This is a genomic window from Parendozoicomonas haliclonae (assembly GCF_900174585.1).
In the GTDB taxonomy this organism is placed as follows: Bacteria; Pseudomonadota; Gammaproteobacteria; order Pseudomonadales; family Endozoicomonadaceae; genus Sansalvadorimonas; species Sansalvadorimonas haliclonae.
In genome coordinates this window covers 55,806-74,065 of record NZ_FWPT01000013.1, presented here as the reverse complement: position 1 = coordinate 74,065, position 18,260 = coordinate 55,806, and the positions used below count along the sequence as shown (strand labels likewise).

The 18,260-nt window shown below is 52.2% G+C and carries 14 protein-coding genes; 9 read left to right on the top strand and 5 right to left on the bottom strand.

Going from position 1 to position 18,260, the window contains the following annotated elements:
• Nucleotides 1-350 precede the first annotated feature (350 nt).
• Nucleotides 351-1,775, top strand: a complete 1,425-nt coding sequence (locus EHSB41UT_RS21780) for a hypothetical protein (RefSeq protein WP_133060616.1) — start codon at nucleotides 351-353, stop codon at nucleotides 1,773-1,775.
• A gap of 53 nt (nucleotides 1,776-1,828) precedes the next feature.
• Here EHSB41UT_RS21780 and EHSB41UT_RS21775 read toward each other — a convergent pair whose 3' ends face one another.
• Nucleotides 1,829-2,086, bottom strand: a complete 258-nt coding sequence (locus EHSB41UT_RS21775; RefSeq protein ID WP_087112974.1) for a YebG family protein — start codon at nucleotides 2,084-2,086, stop codon at nucleotides 1,829-1,831.
• Nucleotides 2,087-2,221: 135 nt separating this feature from the next.
• Between EHSB41UT_RS21775 and EHSB41UT_RS21770 the strand changes: the two genes are divergently transcribed.
• Together EHSB41UT_RS21770 and EHSB41UT_RS21765 are read left to right on the top strand one after the other, a co-directional pair.
• Complete coding sequence (locus EHSB41UT_RS21770; RefSeq protein ID WP_087112973.1) at nucleotides 2,222-2,824, top strand: alpha-ketoglutarate-dependent dioxygenase AlkB family protein; 603 nt, start codon at nucleotides 2,222-2,224, stop codon at nucleotides 2,822-2,824.
• 89 nt (nucleotides 2,825-2,913) lie between these two features.
• Complete coding sequence (locus EHSB41UT_RS21765) at nucleotides 2,914-3,399, top strand: YbaK/EbsC family protein (protein WP_087113028.1); 486 nt, start codon at nucleotides 2,914-2,916, stop codon at nucleotides 3,397-3,399.
• Here the strand turns inward: EHSB41UT_RS21765 and EHSB41UT_RS21760 are convergent.
• Nucleotides 3,396-3,701: a DUF1244 domain-containing protein gene (locus EHSB41UT_RS21760; protein ID WP_087112972.1), complete on the bottom strand. Its 306-nt coding sequence runs from the start codon at nucleotides 3,699-3,701 to the stop codon at nucleotides 3,396-3,398. The two genes, EHSB41UT_RS21765 and EHSB41UT_RS21760, sit on opposite strands and share 4 nt — an antisense overlap.
• A gap of 179 nt (nucleotides 3,702-3,880) precedes the next feature.
• On the opposite strand from EHSB41UT_RS21760, the gene EHSB41UT_RS21755 reads away from it, so the two are divergent.
• Nucleotides 3,881-7,090, top strand: coding sequence for a type I secretion C-terminal target domain-containing protein (locus EHSB41UT_RS21755; RefSeq protein WP_087112971.1), 3,210 nt, complete (start codon nucleotides 3,881-3,883; stop codon nucleotides 7,088-7,090).
• A gap of 78 nt (nucleotides 7,091-7,168) precedes the next feature.
• Here EHSB41UT_RS21755 and adhE read toward each other — a convergent pair whose 3' ends face one another.
• Nucleotides 7,169-9,772, bottom strand: coding sequence for a bifunctional acetaldehyde-CoA/alcohol dehydrogenase (adhE, locus tag EHSB41UT_RS21750; RefSeq protein WP_087113027.1), 2,604 nt, complete (start codon nucleotides 9,770-9,772; stop codon nucleotides 7,169-7,171).
• A gap of 569 nt (nucleotides 9,773-10,341) precedes the next feature.
• Between adhE and EHSB41UT_RS21745 the strand changes: the two genes are divergently transcribed.
• Nucleotides 10,342-12,387, top strand: coding sequence for a neutral/alkaline non-lysosomal ceramidase N-terminal domain-containing protein (locus tag EHSB41UT_RS21745; protein ID WP_165767372.1), 2,046 nt, complete (start codon nucleotides 10,342-10,344; stop codon nucleotides 12,385-12,387).
• A gap of 43 nt (nucleotides 12,388-12,430) precedes the next feature.
• A complete protein-coding gene (locus EHSB41UT_RS21740) occupies nucleotides 12,431-13,096 on the top strand; it encodes a tRNA-uridine aminocarboxypropyltransferase (protein WP_165767371.1) in 666 nt (221 codons plus the stop codon).
• A gap of 5 nt (nucleotides 13,097-13,101) precedes the next feature.
• Here the strand turns inward: EHSB41UT_RS21740 and EHSB41UT_RS21735 are convergent, their stop codons facing one another.
• Entirely contained in the window at nucleotides 13,102-13,632 is a 531-nt protein-coding gene (locus EHSB41UT_RS21735) for a DUF2147 domain-containing protein (RefSeq protein ID WP_087112968.1), read from the bottom strand.
• A 140-nt stretch (nucleotides 13,633-13,772) separates the two neighbouring features.
• Between EHSB41UT_RS21735 and EHSB41UT_RS21730 the strand changes: the two genes are divergently transcribed.
• Together EHSB41UT_RS21730 and EHSB41UT_RS21725 are read left to right on the top strand one after the other, a co-directional pair.
• Complete coding sequence (locus EHSB41UT_RS21730; protein WP_133060615.1) at nucleotides 13,773-15,083, top strand: OmpP1/FadL family transporter; 1,311 nt, start codon at nucleotides 13,773-13,775, stop codon at nucleotides 15,081-15,083.
• A 76-nt stretch (nucleotides 15,084-15,159) separates the two neighbouring features.
• On the top strand, nucleotides 15,160-15,474 hold the full coding sequence (locus tag EHSB41UT_RS21725; RefSeq protein ID WP_087112966.1) for a BolA family protein: 315 nt from the start codon (nucleotides 15,160-15,162) through the stop codon (nucleotides 15,472-15,474).
• A 95-nt stretch (nucleotides 15,475-15,569) separates the two neighbouring features.
• Here EHSB41UT_RS21725 and EHSB41UT_RS21720 read toward each other — a convergent pair whose 3' ends face one another.
• Nucleotides 15,570-16,193, bottom strand: coding sequence for a phosphoadenosine phosphosulfate reductase domain-containing protein (locus tag EHSB41UT_RS21720; RefSeq protein WP_087112965.1), 624 nt, complete (start codon nucleotides 16,191-16,193; stop codon nucleotides 15,570-15,572).
• A 189-nt stretch (nucleotides 16,194-16,382) separates the two neighbouring features.
• On the opposite strand from EHSB41UT_RS21720, the gene EHSB41UT_RS21715 reads away from it, so the two are divergent.
• Nucleotides 16,383-18,254, top strand: a complete 1,872-nt coding sequence (locus EHSB41UT_RS21715; RefSeq protein ID WP_278248170.1) for an ABC transporter ATP-binding protein — start codon at nucleotides 16,383-16,385, stop codon at nucleotides 18,252-18,254.
• The last annotated feature ends 6 nt before the right edge of the window (nucleotides 18,255-18,260 follow it).

The window sequence follows — 18,260 nt, the reverse complement described above, 5'->3', positions numbered from 1 at the left end:
TTGGAGTGGGAGGCATCTCTAGATGACAGCCGTAGTCTATGCCGTGGTGCTATTCTGCAACATGGCAATTGTGCAGACCAAATCCGCCCTGTTTCTGCCTAGCTGCGACTGTGCCTGATTTATCTCCACCGAATAAAAGAAACTTAATCCCTTACGGGTTTTATTAAAAACTTTCAGCGTGGATATTGGATATTGGATTGAGTTTGTACTGTTGAGCTATTACGCTTGTCGCCGCTTGATGATTAAGTCATCAAAGTGCGAATAAAAATCTACTGTGATGTGTAACCCACTCAACAGTAGCACTCTGACAAGTGCAATGATGCACGCAGACAACATGTAAGGACTACACGTTGAATATCCTATCCGCCACACAATGGCGCCATCTTCTATTGTCCAGTGTTATGGCTCTGACGACCGCTGGTCTGGCAACACAATCAAACGCAGCAACCAAAGAAGAGCGTGCCCTTCAAAATGCTGTGAAATCCTACGACAAGTACATCAGAAAGGCCGCTGCTAAAAACTGTAATCCTCAAGCTTTAAAACTGAAGGGATGTCAAAGAGAAGTTGCAGGTCTGGATAAGCGTTATGAGAAGTTCTCTGAGGCTATCAAATCTGCCGATGCTATTGTCGCTTTGAAAAGTCATCACGACCAATTGAAAGAATTGGTCACTGCTGCTGAGCGTATCTCTTCAATCAACAAATTTGCGAATATGTATCACAAGCAGCTGGTGAATATGGAAACCAGAAGCTGTGTAAAGCAGGAAGCCTACAGGCCCACCCATAGTCGGCTGTGCCAGCAGGAACTGATCAAGGCGGACAAGATCAAGGGCACGATCCCTGTGGAGTTTCACAGTGAACCGGTGATTGCCGAGATGATTACACGCCATGAGGCGATGCGCGGCATGCCGGAATTTATTCAGGCGACCTTTACCCAGAACCATAATGCCATGGCAAACTGGAGAGCCGTTCATGGTGACTTCAACAAGCAGGTTAACCGGGTAGGGTTCTGGGACGCTCTGGAAAAAGGCAAAGCGCGTACTGGTGGAAAGCTCGATGAGCTGGACAGCGTTAACAAAAGGCTGGCGCAGTATAAAAGCTTTGCTGCGGACTGTAAGGGAAAATACGCCGATTACGTTGCCCAGGTGCCGGAGAAGCAGCAAACCTGTGAGCTGGCCGAGAATGCTGATGAATATGCCAGGCATTTTGCGGCTGCGACCTATACCGTTGCCCTGAATCGTGCCACCGAGAAGGTGCAGCGAATCAATGCTCGACTGGAGAATGAAGGGAAAATCGACCATAGCGATTACCTTCGTTATGTTGCTGGTATTGAGGACTATGCGGAAGAATTGACTTCTCTGGTTATACAAAGCCACAAGGCTGTCAACCTTGCTGTGCCATCATTCTCTGCCTTCGAGCAAGCTATAGCTGCCACCGAAGCGGCTATGGAAACCGCGGTTGAGCGGAATGACTGGGATAATCTCGATATTACTTCGGTCACCGATGAAATTGAGGATTATGCCGAGCAGCTGATGGAGAAAGAGGGGAGTGAGCTGGTTAAGATAGCCCGTTTGAATATACCTTGGGCGACTATTAAAAATGACCTGGGTATTCCACTGCGGAAGCAGATTCAGGGTGAGCTGCTGGTGGAAGTCAGCGGTGAGGACTACTGTCTGATCCGGGAAACCCTGATGGTCAGAACCTATGATGGTACAGGTTATGAACCGATTACCTACTTTAACTTCTTTAATTTCGCTTTGCCGGCACCGTGTAATTGATGCCTGAATTTGCAGCCTGATGATGTGATCAGGCTGCTCTTCAATCCTCAGCCTTAAGCTTCTTCTGCTTCCGGCTGACTTTCCAGCAGAACATCCGGCTTACCCTTCAGAGCTTTTGCCAGCAGTTCTTTGTTGCGGGCCAGAAGCAGACCGATACCCTCGGCAGCATCATCTTCCAGAGTCAGGTGGTTCTGTAGGAAACCGGTCAGGCACTCTGCCAGCTCAAGCATGCGATCGTGTTCTTCAGCGGCTTTCTTGTCTGCAAACATGCTTCCGTCCCGGTCGCACTGCCACATTGGGATTACGGCCATTAGCGATCCTCTGATACGTTGTTATCCGTAAATTTGTTGTCCGATGGGCCCGAAAGCCCAACGGTCGATTTGCATTATTTCAAACTACTGTATAAAAATACAGTTCTGTTTTGTCGGATTGTCCAGAGCGGATTGATGAATATTAATGAAATCCCATCAGCTCAAGTGATTCCGTTGGCCGGCGGCCAGCTGTATTTCCTGCCGGAGTGGCTGGATAGCGCCAGTGCCGATGAGCTTTATACACAGCTCTTGCAAGTGGTCGGCTGGCGGCAGGACGTGATCAAAATTTATGGGAAAGAACATCCCCTGCCACGGCTGCAGGCCTGGTATGGCGATTCACAGTGTTCCTATCGTTACAGCGGTATGACACTATCGCCCCAGCCTTGGTTACCGGAACTTAAGGGCATTCGGAACCAGCTACAAGAGCAGACAGCGCAGAGATTTAATGCTGTTTTGGTAAACCTGTATCGGGATGGGCGGGACAGCAACGGCTGGCATGCCGATAACGAACCCGAGCTGGGTGAGCGGCCAGTTATCGCTTCCATCAGTCTGGGGGAGACACGTCGTTTTCGTCTGCGTTCTGTGGACGATAAAACAAAGACACTGACCCTGGACTTGCCCCATGGTTCGCTGATTTTGATGGGGGCAGGTATCCAGGAACACTGGCAGCATCAAATTACCAAAACGGCCCGTAAGGTCGGGCCGCGCATTAATCTCACCTACCGGCAGGTGTATTAGCCAAACTGATTAACCCCTAGAATGATTCTTTGGCTGACAGAGCTTCTGTTGTGTGAAAATCATGGCTTGAGACATTGAAAGGCTTTCCTGTGAACACGCAACTTCAAGCGATTTACCAAAATAATATTTCCCTGCTGGATAGTGCCGGGATTGCCTGGCAGGGCTTTGACCATGAGCCGATTCTGGATTACGAAGCGGATAGTCGGGTGGCCAGTGCCATGGGCTGGACGGCAGAGCCGACCAAGAGTCTGTTTTTGCGTTTAAAAGATGGCCGTTATGTGATTTTCCTGACCCACCGGGACACCCGCCTGGATAGCAAAGCGATTCGGGACTTGCTGGGCAGCCGTCCCTCTATCTGCAGTAATGAAGAGATGGTAGAGCGAGTCGGGTGTGTGCCGGGGGCTGTTTGTCCCTTCGGTCTGGATAAAGACATCGTGCTGGTGGTGGATAAAACTCTGACCGACCATGCTGAGTTGCTGTGGACGCCTGGGCTGCCCGAGAAAACCTTCATTATGGCCGGAGCAGATCTGCCCCGGCTGGTCGAGTCTCTGGACAACCCGGTGTTTTGGATTTAACCCCGGCTCTTCTGTCGTTCTTCAAAAGCGGCCAGCTGCTCGGGCGTAGCTGGCTGTTGATGGTTCTTCTTCCACTCGCTGTAAGGCATCCCGTAGATTCGCTCTCGGGCCTGGTCATCGGACACTTCCACACCGGCTTCATCGGCGGCGGCCTTGTACCACTTGCCCAGACAATTCCGGCAAAAATTGGCCAGAATCATCAGATCAATATTCTGCACATCCTTGTTGTCGTCCAGATGCTTCAATAGACGACGAAAAACCGCCGCATCCAACTGATCCTGCTGCTGTTTATCCAGAGCCATTGTGCTCTCCTGCCTCGGGTTTTCTGGGCGGGTGATTGTATCCAAGCCCGGTGTGCTGCGTGAAGTGGCCTATTTGACGGTTGGCGTTATCAGGTGGGTCAAAATTATATCGTTTGGTTATTTCCAAGGCAGAGGCATTGATTAGCCTAAAGGTAAGGACATCTGCAGGAGGATGGGTTGTGGCAGATTCTTACGCAGCTATAGGACAGGCTGTTATTGTCAACGGAGCCGTGATGCTGCGTCTGGCTGATGGCACGCTTCAGCCTCTGGATATTGAAGCGGATCTGAAGGGCGGTGAGAAGATTGCCCTTGGGCCTGACGGACAGTTGATCGTCCAACTGGCTGATGGGACGATTCTGCAACTTCCCACTGATGCGCTTTCAGGCCTTTCGGAAACGCTGGCACAGACATCGGATGAGCAGGAGTCGGAAACTTCTGATAGTTCTGAGGAGGGGCTGGTTGATCCATCAGCTCCGTTATTTGCGTCTGAGCTTGCCCAGGATGTGAGCCCTGACTCTTCTCCGATAATTACTCCTTCCCAAGCTAACGGCAATGCTCCCATCGTTAACGAGAGCAGCTTTCAGGGCGGAGGTCTTGGTGGTGGTGAGCTAAGCCGTGGCGGACAGACACCTGCTCTGGAACGTTCATCTGCATTGGATAGTGGCAGTGTGCCATTCTCCGCCCCAGCTCTCAGCCCGGTAGATTTATCTTATAGTGGCGGCAGTTTTGGTTCGGTGATCAGTGCTCCGGTTTCTGTATCCGGAGGCTCTGCAAGCAATGGCAGTGCCGCTATAGCCAGCTCCGGGCTAGCCAGTGATAGCAGCACCACACCGGTTTTAAATGGAACCTTAAATACTCAGGCTGCGCTGAATAATTCTCAGGGCAGTGTGTCAGCATCCAGCCCAACATCTGCTGGAACAACCGCGACAACGCCAACCTCTCCAGCAGGTAGTAGTGGTCAGTCACTGTCGCCAAACTCGGCTCAGACTGCTGTTGGTACGAGTAATACTCAACCAGCGACTTCCAGCACGAATGCAGCTGATTCGCAGATCTCTGATAGCAGCCCTTCCTCTCCAACTACTCCTGCACCTGCTTCGCCACCAGCGCAGACTCCCAGTCAGCCGGATACAACCCCACCGGGTCCGGTAACGGCTCAGGGGGAAACGCTGAGTGTGGCGGCAAATCAATCGGCGGTGACCAACAGTCTGGCCAGCCAAGGGCTGCTGGCTAATGATTCTACGACTGTGCAGGGCGCCAGTCTGGTGGTCAGTCATGTGGGTGGTACGGAAATTGCCAAGACCGGCGCAACCACCATTCAGGGCACTTATGGCAACCTGCTGATCGCCCAGGATGGGACTTACAGCTATGTGCCACTGAACTCTGCATCCGGAGGCGGAACGGATACCTTTACCTATACCGTCAGTGATGGCACCAATACCGGGACGGCGACACTGACCGTGGATGTACTGGCCACCGGTTTTGCCACGCTAGATTCTGCGACTGTCCATGAGTCATCCATGCCAGGCAATTACGCCTACAGTTTTGATACCTCTCAGGGGCGTTTGGCTATGGTGAACCTCGATAATGGACAGGTTCATCTGCTGGGCAATGTTCAGGGGCTTGTACAACCCTCTGGTTATACCGCTTATACACTGGCTCAGTCGCCTTCCGGAGAACTGTATGCCGTAACCCATGACACGATTTACACGATCAATACTTCTACGCTTCAGGCTACTGCAGTCAGTTCGCATTCAATGCAGGGGGTACCCTCAGGCACCACATTTGGTCCCGATGGAACGCTCTACGTTTTGCACTCCAGTGGTGAAATACGTTCGGTTGATCCTGCGACAGGAGAGGCCACGCTGTTGGGAGATATTACTGGGCTGGACAGTTTTGGCGGTGATCTGGCCTGGCATGACGGTCAGCTCTATACGGTGGGGTACGCCTACTCCTACATGAGCGGTAATGGAGAAAGCTTCAGTGCTCTGGTAGGAATTGACGTCAGCGATGGTTCATTTACTCCGACGGTCAGTCAGCAGCATTTCCCGAGTAACGTCTCTGGCGGGCTTGTCTCACTGGGGGGAAATCTCTATGGGCTGGACGATACTTCGGCCTACCAGATTGATACGACAACAGGTTCTGTATCGGAATCGACACTTACAGCCCTAAACCACAGTATGGCGGCGACCAGTGTGACGCCGGAACAAACGGCCGGAAATCTGTTAACCAACGATACCTCCGCTACCAGTGTCAGCCAGATAGCAACTGCCAATGGTGGAAGCGCTCAGACAGTGGGTACCGATACCGTGGTTCAGGGCACCTATGGAACACTGACCATCAGCGCTGATGGCAGCTATAGCTATGCGTTGGACAATACCCGGGATGCCACCAATAACCTTACTGGATCACAGACGGGCAATGAACGTTTTGTATACACGGCTCTGAATGGCGATGGGGAATCGAGTCAGAGCGTATTAACGTTCTACGTGAATGGCTCCGACGAGGTCTCGGTTGCACCACCAGCGACTTTCACCTCCTACCAGCGCATTGATAATGTAAGTCCTTCGGATAACAGCTTTATTCTCGACTTCAATATCACGACCAATTCAGTGAATGAAAAAATTACCGGGCTACGGATTGATAATATGTACTCCTCCGACATGAATGCCCCGGATGCGCTAACAAGTATCGGCACGGCGACTAATAATTATGCAGACTGGGTATGGACGGCTAATGCTGGAAATAATGCCGGGCTGGATAGCTTTGATGCCCGTGCCAGTGGCCTGACCATGACTGGCATCAACAATACCGGCAGCACCAGTATGGGACAGGAGATGCAGGTCACCGTGACCGTCAGTGAGTATGACGACAGCGGTAATCTGATCGGCAGCCGTGATACCTTGACGGCTATCGAAATCACTCTGGTGCCTATTGATGGTACTCTGACCGGCACCGACGGCGATGATACTCTTGCAGCCACCAATTCCTCCGGCAATACCGATGGGAATAATCAGGAACTGATTGGTGGCGCTGGTAATGACACACTAACCGGCAACAATGGTGCAGATTTCTTTATCTGGCGTGCTGCCGATGTGGGAACCGGTGCCTCGCCTGCCATCGATACCGTGACAGATTTTGATAAAGCGAATCAAGGGGATGTGCTGGATTTGCGGGATCTGCTTCCTGACAACGCGGCGGGTAATTTAACAGAATACTTGTCGTTTAATTTTGCAGACGGTGATACTACCATCAATATCTCGACCACGGCTGGTGGCGATACAGTGCAGAAAATTGTTCTTGATGGAGTGGACCTGTCCAGCCAGTACGGTACCTCTGACTCAACCACATTAATTAATAACCTGACCGATGATGGCCATTTGTTAACCTGATCGTTCCATCTATTAAAAAACGCTGGTCTGCGAAATGCTGGCCAGCGTTTTTGTATGGGTGTATTGGTTGCAGGTTATTTAGAACGGCTTGCGAGGGTCCTCACCATAGTAAGCCCGACGCAAGATCTCCTTGATCTCGGTAATGAGTGGGTAGCGAGGGTTGGCACCGGTGCACTGGTCGTCAAAGGCATCGACCGCAACTTCATCCAGTTTGGACAGGAACAGATCTTCCGGAATACCGGCTTCCTGAATCGAGGCAGGAATACCCACATCACGCTTCAAGTCCTCGAGAGCATTGATCAGACTGATAACCTTCGCTTCATTATCCTTGCCGCTTAAGCCCAGATGGTCGGCCACTGCCGCATAGCGGCATTTGGCCATCGGACGTTCATACTGCGGGAATGCCGCTTGTTTAGTCGGGTTATCGGTGGCGTTATAGCGAATCACATAGCTGAGCAGCAGACCGTTAGCCAGGCCGTGAGCCAGATGGAATTCACTGCCGATCTTATGCGCCATGGAATGGCAGACGCCGAGGAAGGCATTGGCAAAGGCCATACCGGCAATAGTGGCGGCGTTATGCATATTCTCCCGGGCTTTTGGATTACCTGCACCCTCTTCATAGGATGGACGCAACCACTCGAAGATCATGGCAATCGCCTGCAGACAGTGGCCATCAGTGTAGGAAGTTGCCAGTACGGAAACATAGGCTTCCATTGCATGGGATAGAGCATCAATCCCGCCCCATGCAGTGAGCGTTTTCGGCATGTTCATTACCAGGTCGGCATCAACGATGGCAATGTGCGGGGTCAGCTCATAATCCGCCAGCGGGTACTTCATACCGGTTTTTTCATCGGTCACTACTGCGAACGGTGTGACTTCGGAGCCGGTTCCTGAAGATGTTGGGATAGCGACAAACTTCGCCTTGATACCCATATGCGGGAATGGATAGATCCGCTTGCGAATATCCATAAACCGCAGAGCCAGTTCCTCAAATTTCACATCCGGATACTCATACATCACCCACATGATCTTGGCGGCATCCATCGGTGATCCACCGCCAAAGGCGACAATGGCATCGGGCTGGAATTCATTCAGCATATCCGCGCCTTCCTTGACGATACTCAGCGTCGGATCAGCCTCTACCCCGGAGAATACCCGTACCTGTATACCATGCTCACGGAGAATGCTGGTCACCTGGCTGGCCATGCCGCTGCTGGCAAGGTAGGCATCGGTGATAATGGCCGCCCGGCTGCAGCCGGACAGATCATCGAGAGCAATAGGCAGACAGCCCCGTTTGAAGTACACGGAATCTGGCAATTTGTGCCACAACATATTTTCGCGCTTCATGGCTACTGTCTTCACATTGATAAGGTGTTTAACGCCGACGTTTTCACTGATGGAGTTACCGCCCCAGGAACCACAACCCAGAGTCAGAGACGGTGCCAGCTTGAAGTTGTAGAGATCACCGATAGCGCCTTGTGAAGCCGGCATATTGACCAGAATACGGGCGGTTTTCATAGCCTGACCATAGGCTTCTACCCGATTGCTCTGACCATCCTGATCGGTGTAAAGCACAGAGGTATGACCAATGCCGCCAAGGGCTACCAGCTCGGCCGCTTTTTTGCAGGCGTCTTCAAAGTCTTTGGCTTTATAAAGTGCGAGAGTAGGGGAGAGTTTTTCGTGGGCAAAGGGTTCCTTCTCAGAAGTATCGTTGACTTCCGCAATCAGCACTTTGGTTTCGTGAGGAACTGTCAGGCCGGCAAGTTTGGCAATCTTGACCGCTGGCTGTCCGACAATGGCCGCATTCAAGTGACCGTCCTTCAACAGGATTGCACCCACTTTGGTGGCATCGGCTTTTTTCAGCACCAGACCACCCTGTTTGGTGAAGCGTTCTTTGACCTGTTTGTACACACTGTCAACGACAATGACTGACTGTTCGGAAGCACAGACCACACCATTATCGAAGGTCTTACTCATCAGAATCGAACTAACGGCTTGCTTATAATCGGCCGTTTCATCAATAACGACAGGGGTATTACCTGCTCCCACACCAATCGCCGGTTTGCCGGAGGAGTAGGCTGCTTTCACCATCGCCGGGCCGCCGGTTGCCAGAATCAGGTTGACTGCCGGATGCTTCATCAGCACGTTGGAAGCATCAACACTTGGGTTCTCAATCCAGTTAATTATGTTAGGCGGAGCCCCAGCCTCCACTGCCGCTTCGAGCACAATACGTGCAGCGGTACAGGTACTGTTTTTGGCGCGTGGGTGGGGCGAAAAGATAATAGCGTTGCGGGTCTTCAAGGCCAGCAAGGCCTTAAAGATGGCGGTTGAGGTCGGGTTTGTGGTCGGAATAATTCCGGCAATTACCCCTATGGGTTCGGCAACCTTGATAATACCAAAGGCCGGATCTCGTTCGAGAATGCCGCAGGTTTTGTCATCCCGGTACTTGTTATAAATGTACTCGGAGGAGAAGTGATTTTTGATCACCTTGTCTTCCACCACCCCCATACCTGACTCTTCGACAGCCATCTGCGCCAGACGTATTCGGGCATCGGCAGCGGCCAGCGCGGCATTACGGAAGATGGCATCCACCTGTTCCTGGGTATATGTGGCGTATTGCAGCTGAGCCTGCTGGACATCCGCGATTATCTGTTCCAATTGGCTGCTGTCGTTTGCTTTCATGGTTTGAACTCCCATGGCTGCCATGTTGGGGCTTCCGTAAGCACCTGGCATAGATGAAGCAGAAGGTTGGGGAAACAAGCATAGCTGACTGTTTCAGTTCTTCAGGGTGGATTTGGACAGGACAACAAGAAGCATCAGCAAGAAGTGTAAGACGACGATGTACTTGTATTCTGTAGTTCGCTTGTCTTTTGTGATGACGCTGTTTGCTGAGAGGAGTCAATGCGATGGCCGGAGAAGCTTTGCTCTGTTCTTGGGCTTCTTTTGGCTATATGCACAGGTGGATGGCCTTTTCGCTTTTAGCCAGCCTTCGGAGGTCCGTCTGGCCTTCTCATTTGGCGGGATGCGATCGTTGTAGGGATCGGTTTGGTACTAAAGTTCTTGTTGGTCTATTTTCATGGCTCCCTGTTCGGCGCATCTCTTATGTAAGCAACTCATTTTTTCTGCTCATAATCCTGTGTTACAGGCGGGCGGCAGCATGGTGGATGTATATCCGGGATGTGCATCTATACTGTGCGCCGATTCCAGCAGCTGTGGTAATACAGATGGAACTAAAAAGAATAACGTTCCTTTTGTTTCCAATTATTTTGCTTTGTTCTGGGCATTGTCTGGGGGATAAATCGGCGCAATGGCTGGTTGGGGTGGGTAAGAGTGATATCACCGGCCCACCTGTGGGGATTCCGTTTATGGGGTACGGGCAGGCCAGTCAGCGGGGAACCGGTATCCATGACCGGCTCTGGGCCCGCGCCTTTATTATTGTTGACCCTGAAAGCCGCCAGCGAGTGGTGATGGTTTCTGCCAGCATGGCGGTGATTTTTGGGGATGTGACCCGGGCGATTATCCAAAAGCTGCAGGAGCGTTACGGCGATCTTTATGGTGAAGCCAACCTTGTGCTGATGGCCGATCATACCCACAGTGGTAATGGCGGTCAGGGTGGTCACCTCCTGTTCAGCTTATCGACTCACGGCTACTCGTCACTAGCTTACAACGCCATGCGGGATGGCATTGTCGAGGCGATTGTTCAGGCCCATGAATCCCTGGCGCCCGGACGGGTGCTGATGAATATTGGCCAGCTCAATAATGCCAGTGCCAACCGTTCCCTTAAGGCTTTTTTACGTAACCCGGAAGCTGCGGACCGGCCTTCTATCGATCCTGAAATGACGGTGCTGCGTTTTGAGCAGAATGGCAAAGCTATTGGCATGATGGGTTGGTTTGCCACTCATGGAGTGTCATTCCCGATCACCAACACCCTGATCTCCGGTGATAACAAAGCCTATGCCGCACAGCTTATGGAGAAAGCGATGGGCGAGGGAGCCGTTGCCGCATTTCCCCAGACCAATGCTGGTGATATGACTCCGAATCTGTTCCTTGATGGAACGGGCCCGGAGATGACCCCGGAACTGAATGCAAGAATGATTGGCTGGCGGCAGTTTGCCAAAGGTTATCAGCTGTTTCAGCAGGCTTCGGAGGAGGTGACGGGCGAGCTCAGCTATGTGCATCATTACGTGGATCTATCAAAAGTAGCCGTCGAGTCTGCGCCTGCCGACAGTCTTCAGCGCCATACCTGTCCAGCCGTGGCCGGATATGGTTTTGCGGCCGGCACTGTGGATGGCCGGCCCAAGCCCTGGCGCTGGTTTTTTAACGACAATATGAAGCAGGACTATTGGCCTTTTAACTGGGGGAGTATCTGGCTGACCGGGCTCACGGAGGAGATGAAAGATTGCCAGATGCCCAAGGTCAGCCTGCTGGGCCTGGGTGGCGAGCATGATTTTCACTATATCAATCGTGTTGTAAGCACCTTTATGGGTGGGGCGGTTCCCAAGGAGATCGCGACCTACAGCTGGGCACCGCAAGTGCTGCCCGTCTCCATTCTCAAAATCGGCCAGTTGGGCTTATTAGCCGTACCTGCCGAGTTCACGATTACCGCTGGTGACCGGTTGAAAAAAACAGTTCGGGCTCTTACCGGAAATACGTTCGGACATCTGATGGTGGCCGGTTACAGTAATGACTACAGCCTTTATGTCACTACGCCGGAAGAGTATCAGGAACAGCTTTATGAAGGCGGTGCCACGCTGTTTGGCCCGAACACTCTGCCGGCTTACCAGAAGATCTTTACCTCTCTGGCCACAGAGCTGATCGGTCAGCCTGACGGGCTGTTGGAGAGTGCGCAACCCGACAATCTGGATCAGTTTTATCAACAGCTGGAACCGGATTGTGTGCCTTGTTCCGGTACGCTGGAACAACATGGTGAGGTGACGGCTGATGTGCACAGTATGTGGCTGGCCGGGCAGACGGTGACGGCCTGTTTTACCGCCTCTCATCCCAACCTGACCGTTCGACAGCTGAAGACATTATTAACCATCGAGCACTGGCAGCAGGATCGAGGGTGGGTTACGGTCGCCACTGATGACAGCTGGGATACCCGCTTTCACTGGCAGGCTAACTGGGTATCCGGCTCGACGGATGGCGAAGCCTGTATTGATTGGGATATTCCCAGAGGTGTTGCGGAAGGCTCTTATCGGATAGGGCATCAGGGCATCTGGCGTAGTGCCTCCGGTGAACATGTGCCCTATCAGGGGTACAGCAACCCGTTTATTGTCTCGCGGGAACGACGCTGAGTCGGGTTATAATCGGGGCAAATAATTTTGCGTGTTTGCCCCTGTGACTGTTGCCTCATCCAAGCGAGCCCTGTGCTCTCGTTGTCATCGACCGGTGTCTGCCTGTTATTGTTCAGGGCTGGATACCTGTGCTGCACCTTTTCGGATAGTAATACTCCGGCCGGGCAAAGAGAAAAAGCATGCTCTGAATACCGGAGGTATTGTTGATCTTGCCGTCAGCAATTGTGAGATTCTTGAGGGTGAAGATTTTTCCAGTAATGAGGCATTGTTAAAGCTGTTAGAGCTCTATCAGGGACGGTGCTGGTTGTTGTATCCAGGTGAGCAGGTCGACGAACCCGATGTTCTCTCTGTTCGTAGAGCTGAGCAAAGCCCAGATAGCAACGAACAGTTGCTGATTGTTCTGGATGCGACCTGGAAGAAGTCCCGCAAGATGTTGTATCTGTTTCCGCGTCTGGCTGAGTTGCCCCGTATTTCTCTTTCCGAGCCAATGGCTTCCCGTTATCGGTTACGCAAGGTGCCCGGGCAGGGCTTTCTTTCAACTGTTGAAGCTGTTGTGGCTGTCCTTGAACAGGCAGGGCATAGCCAGAATGCCTGCCGGCAGATGCTGCAGGCTTTTGAGTCCATGATTGAGCATCAGATTGCGTCTATGGGAGCCGAGGTGTGGCAGAAAAACTACCAAGACCGACTCCCACAGGAGCAGGAAGGCTAGAGTATCTACTCGGTCAGCTGGCTTGGCTTCCAGGTGTCTTTGAACAGACAAACGAAGTCTGAGGCAAAGAACGCACAAAGCTCGATGCCGTTCTTTTCAGCAGACTTGCCTTCAATGCGGCGCAGGCGCACATCAGCCGTGCGTCCTGATTCGGGATCCAATACCTGCCCATACCAGCCCTTCTTGCCGTCATTCCAGCGCAGATCACTGACGATCACCATATCCTGTAATGGCTGGCCTTTGCGGTAATCCGGGCAGACGTTACAAACCGCGCCCTGATCTTTTGCCAGATGCAGTTTGGCGATGCGAGCTTCCAGAACATCCGGTTCACTGGTCGGGCTGATTCGCAAAGTGGTATCCAGCGCCTTGTCACTGGTAAAAGCATCCCAGTAACCGGTTATATCTTTGGGGCCGGCCAGGGCCAGCGAACTGCTGATACAGACAAGCAGCAGGCCGATTGTGCGTGATATTACCGGAATCCGCGTTGGTAAACCGGGCAGTAAATCAGTACCAGCGTTTATTAATCTCTGAACCATGATGTCTTCTCACTGTTGATCTGGCGAGGCCGCGCAAGTGTAGACAGTCCCTTGTGAAATGCCTGATTCCCATCTATATCACTGGCGCCGCGGGCCAGCGCCGGTCTGCCAATTCACTGCTATGGGAATGGGGGAAGGCTGTGAAAGTTATTACCAAAGGGTTGTGTGCGACTGGCTTGCTGAGCGGGGCTTTGCTGGGTGGGGCTGCCGATGTCTGGGCGGCAGGTCTGGGTATTGATGAAATGTCTGTACGTCGGCTGGGGGATGCTTTTTCCGGAGGCGCGGCAGAGAGTACCGATGCCAGTGTGGTCTGGTACAACCCGGCAGCTTTAACACATCTGAATAAGGCCCAACTCAGCGCAGGCGCCATTGCCATTCCCCATGACACCCGCTTCAAAGGCGAGGTGAATTTGGTTCAGGATGAGGAGGCGATTCATCCGGTAACCGGCAGAAATAAGCACTGGACCGGTACCGAGCTGGTGCCAGATGTCTATGTGGCGCTGCCGCTCACCGAGCAGCTGTGGTTTGGAGCTGGTATGAATTCCCCCTGGGGCTCGGGAAGTACATTTAACAAGCAGTGGCTAGGACGTTATCAGTCGGTGGAGAGCCGTTTGCTGACGGTAAATTTGCTCACGGTGCTCGGCTGGAAAATATCCGATGAATGGTCCATTGGTGGTGGTCTGGTCACCCAGTATGCTGATGGGGTTATGAAAAAATCAGTTTTGCTGGGAGCCCCTGATCCGGCGAATGATGGACACTTCAAAGGTCAGGGGGATAATGTTGCCGTAGGCTGGACAGCCGGTGTTCACTATCAGCCTCTGCCGGACTGGCAGTTTGGTGTGCATTACCGCAGTGCTATTCGTCATACCTTGAAAGGGCATATGGAAATTGATGTGCCCGAGGCTGTGACGCTGGCCTCCTCAGAAAAGGTAAAAGCCGACCTGGGGCTAAAAATTCCCGAAACCTTCTCTTTAAGTGCCGCCCATCAACTCAACGAAGATTGGACGATCAAAGCTGATGCTACCTGGACCCGATGGGACTGCATTGATGAATTGCGTTTCCATCCTAAAACTTATGGTCAGGTGTTTACTCAGGATGAAGTGCAGGTGATGGACTGGAGTAATACTTGGCGTTTTGCTATCGGGGCGGAATATCGTCTGACGCCTTCCTGGCTGTTGCGTGCAGGCATTGCAAAAGACAACACACCCATACCCAACCATACCGCTACTCTGGACTTTGCCATTAATGATTACCGGGCACTCTCACTGGGCGCAACCTGGGAGTTGAATGAAGATCTGGCCATCGATATGGCCGTTCAACATACCTGGACCACGACTCTGCATATAACCGAGAATGCCAATACACCGGATGAAGATGTGGTTGTGCGCGCTCAAGGGCGTTTGATTAATCGGGTAAACAGTATTGGTGCAGGGCTGCGCTGGCGCTTCTGATCGGCTGGTCTGATGGCCTCAACGGGCTGTAAGTGTGGTATTATCTGCCGGTAAGACTGTGGAGGTGTATCAAGCAATGGAAGTACAGGCCAGAATTGAACAGCGTCTCACCGAAGCTTTTGAGCCGGTAGTGCTGACCGTCGATAATGAAAGCTATATGCACCATGTGCCGGAAGGCTCTGAAACCCATTTCAAAGTGGTGCTGGTCAGTGATGCCTTCCAGGGCATGCTTCCGGTCAAGCGTCATCAGCAGGTTTACCAGGTACTGGCGGATGAAATGCAATCTGCCGTTCACGCACTGGCACTGCACACCCATACCCGTGAAGAGTGGGATCGCCTGGGTGGCAAAGTGACTGCCAGCCCGAACTGCAAAGGTGGCAGCAACGCCTGACCGCTTTGTTGTAAATACGTTTTCAAATCCAATAAAAAACGGACATCGCGTCCGTTTTTTATTGGTTGGCTATCCGGCTCTTCAGATAATCAGAATCAGCGGCTGGTGTGCAGGCCACACTCCCGGTTACCCAGTACTTTGGTCGGATCAAAGTAGTCCTCTTCGATCGGCAGATCATTGCCGACCAGATACTCTTCCAGATCCAGCTCAGTCCAATGGAACAGTGGCGCAACGCGCAGCAGACCATCCTGGGTTTCAGTGAAAATATCCAGATTATTGCGGAAAGCGGTCTGTTCCTTACGAATGGCCGTGAACCAGACATCGGGAGCAAATTCAGTCATGGCCCGGTTGAAAGGCTCCAGTTTCACTTCCTGGGTGAAGGCATCATGTTCCGAGGTGTCTACCTGAGGAATATCACCATGGACGGCTTCTCTAAAAGCGCGACTGTGCTTTGGGTGATAGATGTAAACGTTCAGGTTCAGTCTGCGAATCAGCTCATCAGCAAATTTATACGTCGCTGGTGTGCCATAGCCGGAGTCAATCCAGATCACCGGAATATCCGGTTTCTTTTGCACGACCATGTGCAGTATCGCGGCTTCATGGGGGCCAAAGTTGGTGGTGATCACCGGTTTGCGGGCCAGCTCCAGCGCATGTTGAATGATGTCGTCAACACTGGACTCGGCAAACGCTGTGTTCACATCAGAAAGGCTTTTCATCATGGATGTTCTTGTTGCTGTTCATTTTTTACCAGTTTACTGAATTCGTAACCGGAACAGATAGTGCGATTTTTTATATAGATATGCTCTAATAAAGGGCGAATTGTTTTCATTCTCATATAAGACGTTGTTGCCAACCCTTCTGGCTACCGTTCATCACAAGCGTCATCATAAAAACGCCAGGGACGTATTTTGGAATCATCTGTATCCTCTGTGTCCGACAGCTCAGGCGGCAAAGCCAATACCTATAGCTGGACACGTATTAGAAAAATTATCTTCAGTTTCAAAAAGGAACTGGCCATTGCCAATGTGGTGGCCATCATGGCCACGCTGGCCAGTGTGCCCACACCTCTGCTGCTTTCGCTGCTGGTGGATGAGGTACTGCTGGAAAAGCCGGCGCATGTCGTTGAGTTTCTGTCGTCTTTAGCGCCGACCAGCTGGCACTCGCCAGAGTTTTATATCGGTGCGGTGCTGTTGCTCAGTATCACTCTGCGCCTGCTGGCGTTGATCTTTAATGTCTGGCAGACCCGACAGTTCACTCTGATCTCCAAAGAAGTGGCCTATCGCATTCGGCGCAGCCTACTGAATAAGCTTGGGCGTGTTTCTATGTCCGAGTATGAGACGCTGGGCTCTGGTTCTGTGTCGTCCCGCTTTGTTACCGATCTCAATACCATCGACCAGTTTATTGGCTCTACGGTCAGCCGGTTGCTGGTGGCGTTTCTGACCCTGTTTGGAACCGCTCTGGTTCTGCTGTGGATTCACTGGCAGCTGGCGCTGTTGATTCTGGTGCTTAACCCGATCGTGATCTATTTCACCGCCAAGCTGGGCAAGCGGGTCAAAGAGCTGAAAAAAAATGAAAACCAGGCCTTTGATATTTTTCAGCAGGCTCTTACGGAAACTCTGGAAGGTATTCAGGAAATTCGTGCTGCTAACCGCGAGAAGCATTATCTTTTACGTCTGCGGGATAAGGCCCGGAATGTGCGCAATGCAAGCTCCGAATTCTCCTGGCGTAATGATGCGGCCAGCCGTCTCAGCTTTATGCTGTTTGTGGTGGGGGTGGATGCGTTCCGTGCTGCTGCAATGGTCGCTGTCGTTTACTCGGATCTGACCATTGGTCAGTTGGTCGCGGTCGGTGGTTATCTCTGGTTTATGCTGACACCGGTAAACGAACTGCTGAATATGCAGTACGGTCTCTATGCCGCCAATGCAGCCATGAAGCGGATCAATGATCTCCTGACGCTGGGCGAAGAGCCCCGTTATGCCGAAAAGAATGATCCTCACCATATCGATCCATTTAGCGACAATGGCCAGCTAAAGAGTACCGTGGGTCTGGCACTGGATAATGTCTGGTTCTCCTATGGTGATCAGCCGGTGCTGCGAGGTGTCAGCCTGCATGTGCAGCCGGGAGAAAAGGTCGCGCTGGTCGGAGCCAGTGGAGGAGGCAAGTCCACCTTGGTTAAGGCGGTGTTGGGGCTGCATCAGGCTTCCAGTGGTCGCATTCTGTTTGATGATGTGCCGCTGGAACAGATTGGCGTCGATTGTGTGCGTGAGCATGTCGCTATTGTTCTGCAACATCCGGCTCTGTTTGATACCTCAGTACGTGAAAACCTGACCCTTGGACGGGAGGCGGATGATGAAACCCTCTGGCAGGCACTGGAAGTTGCTCAGCTTAAAGAGTTTATTGCCGAACTGCCGGAAGGTCTGGATACCCGGGTCGGCAACCGGGGCGTGCGTCTCTCCGGTGGTCAACGACAGCGAGTGGCTATTGCCCGTATGATCGTCAGCGATCCACGGGTGGTAATTCTCGATGAAGCCACCTCAGCTCTGGATGCGGAAACCGAGCATCAATTACACCGGGCTATGGAAACCTTCCTGGAAAACCGGACCACGCTGATCATTGCTCACCGCCTGAGTGCGGTGAAAGAAGCCGATCGGGTTTATGTCTTTGAGGATGGTCATATCACCGAGCATGGTGATCACGATCAGCTGATGGGGCAGAACGGTGTGTATGCACGCCTTTACGGTACTTTGCAGGAGCGGCAAAAGAACCGGCATCCCGCCTGATCCTGT

Bases quoted from the DNA above. Each gene is read 5' to 3' on its own strand.
- adhE (WP_087113027.1), bottom strand. From the start codon at position 9,772: ATGAAAGCAAACGACAGCAGCCAATTGGAACAGATAATCGCGGATGTC.
- EHSB41UT_RS21760 (WP_087112972.1), bottom strand. From the start codon at position 3,701: ATGGCTCTGGATAAACAGCAGCAGGATCAGTTGGATGCGGCGGTTTTT.
- EHSB41UT_RS21775 (WP_087112974.1), bottom strand. From the start codon at position 2,086: ATGGCCGTAATCCCAATGTGGCAGTGCGACCGGGACGGAAGCATGTTT.
- EHSB41UT_RS21735 (WP_087112968.1), bottom strand. From the start codon at position 13,632: ATGGTTCAGAGATTAATAAACGCTGGTACTGATTTACTGCCCGGTTTA.
- EHSB41UT_RS21720 (WP_087112965.1), bottom strand. From the start codon at position 16,193: ATGATGAAAAGCCTTTCTGATGTGAACACAGCGTTTGCCGAGTCCAGT.
- EHSB41UT_RS21725 (WP_087112966.1), top strand. From the start codon at position 15,160: ATGGAAGTACAGGCCAGAATTGAACAGCGTCTCACCGAAGCTTTTGAG.
- EHSB41UT_RS21770 (WP_087112973.1), top strand. From the start codon at position 2,222: ATGAATATTAATGAAATCCCATCAGCTCAAGTGATTCCGTTGGCCGGC.